This window comes from Enemella dayhoffiae (assembly GCF_002250625.1).
Taxonomy (GTDB): Bacteria; Actinomycetota; Actinomycetes; order Propionibacteriales; family Propionibacteriaceae; genus Enemella; species Enemella dayhoffiae.
Map to the genome: position 1 here is coordinate 1 of NZ_NMVQ01000031.1, position 2125 is coordinate 2125.

2 protein-coding genes are annotated in these 2125 nt (G+C 68.9%); both read right to left on the reverse strand.

Translation table 11 applies throughout. From position 1 onward, the window contains the following. Nucleotides 1–68 precede the first annotated feature (68 nt). Nucleotides 69–869: an IS21-like element helper ATPase IstB gene (istB, locus tag CGZ93_RS12680; protein ID WP_094364535.1), complete on the reverse strand. Its 801-nt coding sequence runs from the start codon at nt 867–869 to the stop codon at nt 69–71. Beyond that, entirely contained in the window at nt 869–2074 is a 1206-nt protein-coding gene (gene istA, locus CGZ93_RS12685; RefSeq protein ID WP_094364536.1) for an IS21 family transposase, read from the reverse strand. Before istA ends, istB begins: the two co-directional genes overlap by 1 nt. Nucleotides 2075–2125 lie beyond the last annotated feature (51 nt).

Here is a 2125-nt window from a genome sequence, read left to right on the forward strand (position 1 = left end):
GGTGTCGGCAACGCTCGAAAATGGGGCCGATCCGACGCTCGAAAACGAGGCCACCGGTTCGTAGTTGTTCAGTCTGCCGTGTCTTGGGTCTTGATGCTGGGCAGGGTGTCGATTCCGCGGTTGCGTAGCCGGTAGCTGGCGCCCTTGAGGGTGAGAACGTCGGCGTGGTGGACGACACGGTCGATCATCGCGGCGGCGACGGCCTGGTCGCCGAAGACGCCTCCCCAGCCGCTGAATGGCAGGTTCGACGTGAGGATCAGCGAGGCGTGCTCGTAGCGGCTGGACACGAGCTGGAAGAACAGGTTCGCGGCGTCTTGCTCGAAGGGCAGGTAGCCGACCTCGTCGACGATGATCAGCCCGTAGCGCCGAAGCCTGGTGAGCTCGTGGGGCAGTCGGCCGGCGTGGTGGGCGTCGGTGAGCCTGGTGACCCACTCGGTCGCGGTCGCGAACAGCACTCGGTGGCCGTGGTGGGCTGCCGCGATCCCGAGTCCGGTGGCCAGGTGGGTCTTGCCGGTGCCGGGCGGTCCGAGCAGCACGATGTTGCGGGCCTCGGTGAGGAACCCGCCCGATGCGAGCGCTGCGACCTGTTGGCGCACGGCTGGTTGGGCGTCCCAGTCGAACTCCTCGAGCGTCTTGCGGGCAGCGAACCCGGCGGCACGGATCCGCATCTGGGCACCGGATGCGTTCCTTGCGGCGACCTCGCGGTCGAGGACTGCGGCGAGGTACTCCTCGTGCGTCCAGCCGGTGTCGCGGGCGTGGTCAGCCAACCGGGCGGCGGACTCGGTGATCCGGGGTGCCTTCAACGCCGACGCCAGGTAGGTGAGCTGCTTGAGCGCTTCGGTCGCGTCGCTGTTCGCCTTGGCTGCCATCAGGCCACCTCCTCACCGTTGGCCAGACCGAAGGCGCGGTCGTAGTCGGCCAGGTCCCGCACCAGTGCGTCGTCGGGGACCGCTGCTGGCGGTCGTTGGAACTGCTCGCGCAGGACCCTCGCGGCCGCGGCGTGGGCGGGGTCGGTGATCGTCATCCCGCGGGCCCAGACCCTGTCATGGGCGGCGACCAGGCGTCCTTCGTGGCGAACCTCGACCCGGGTCAGGTCGGCGGTGACGTCGACGAACCGGCCGATCACGGCGGGGTCGACGGAGTAGTCGTTGCTGTCGATGCGGACGTAGTAGTCACGGCCCAGCCGGACCCGGTTGACCCACCCGACCGCCGGGGCGACGGGCGGCAACGGCAGCATCGCTGCCCGGTCGGCATCGAGCAGGTCGATCGGACGGGCCTTGATCGTGCGCACGATCCTGCTGTTGGCCTTGGTCAGCCAGCCGGTGAACTGGGTGTCGAAGTCGGCCGGTGAGGTGAAGTCGCGCCCGGGCATGAAGGAGGTCTCGAAGAACCCGTTGCGGCGTTCGACCACGCCCTTGGACTCCGGATCGTTGGGCTTCAACCGCTGCAGCGTCGTGGCCAGGGTGCCGGTGAACGCGTCCACGCCTTCGGCGTGCCGCTTGCCACGGCCGATGCCGGTCTCGTTGTCCCAGATCAACCGGCGCGGGACCCGGCCGAGTAGCTGCAGCAGCACCCACATCCCCAGCAGCAGGTCCGCAGTGGTCCGGGTCTGGATCATCCGCCCGACCATGAAGCGGGAGTGCGCCGCGGTGATCACCAGGACCGGTAACAGCGTCCTGGTGCCGTCCTCGAGGGGGATCTTCTTCGGCGGGAACCACAAGTCGCACTGCGCTGCGTCACCCGGAAGCCAGGTCAACCGGTCCGAGGGGTCGACCGGCCGGTGGTCGGGCCGCAGCCGCCGGACGTTGTCGCGGAACCAGGTGATCGACCCCGTCCAGCCGACCCGCTCGGCGATCACCGTCGCCGGCATGTCCGGGGTCTTCCTCAACAGTTCACACACGTGCGGCTCGAACGGCGTGAACGACGTCGGCACCACCGGCCGCTCGTATTTCGGCGGCCCGTCCGAGGCCACCGCCCGCGCCACCGTCGCCCGCCCGATACCCAAGTCCCGCGCGACCCGACGCTGCGGAACACCGTCCGCCACCAGCCGCCGGATCAAAGCCCAATCCTCCATAGAGATCACCCATCCAATCTGTCTGGGTGGCCTCGTTTTCGACCGTCGCTA

Coding starts and splice junctions, on each gene's coding strand:
- istB (WP_094364535.1), bottom strand. CDS start 869: ATGGCAGCCAAGGCGAACAGCGACGCGACCGAAGCGCTCAAGCAGCTC.
- istA (WP_094364536.1), bottom strand. CDS start 2,074: ATGGAGGATTGGGCTTTGATCCGGCGGCTGGTGGCGGACGGTGTTCCG.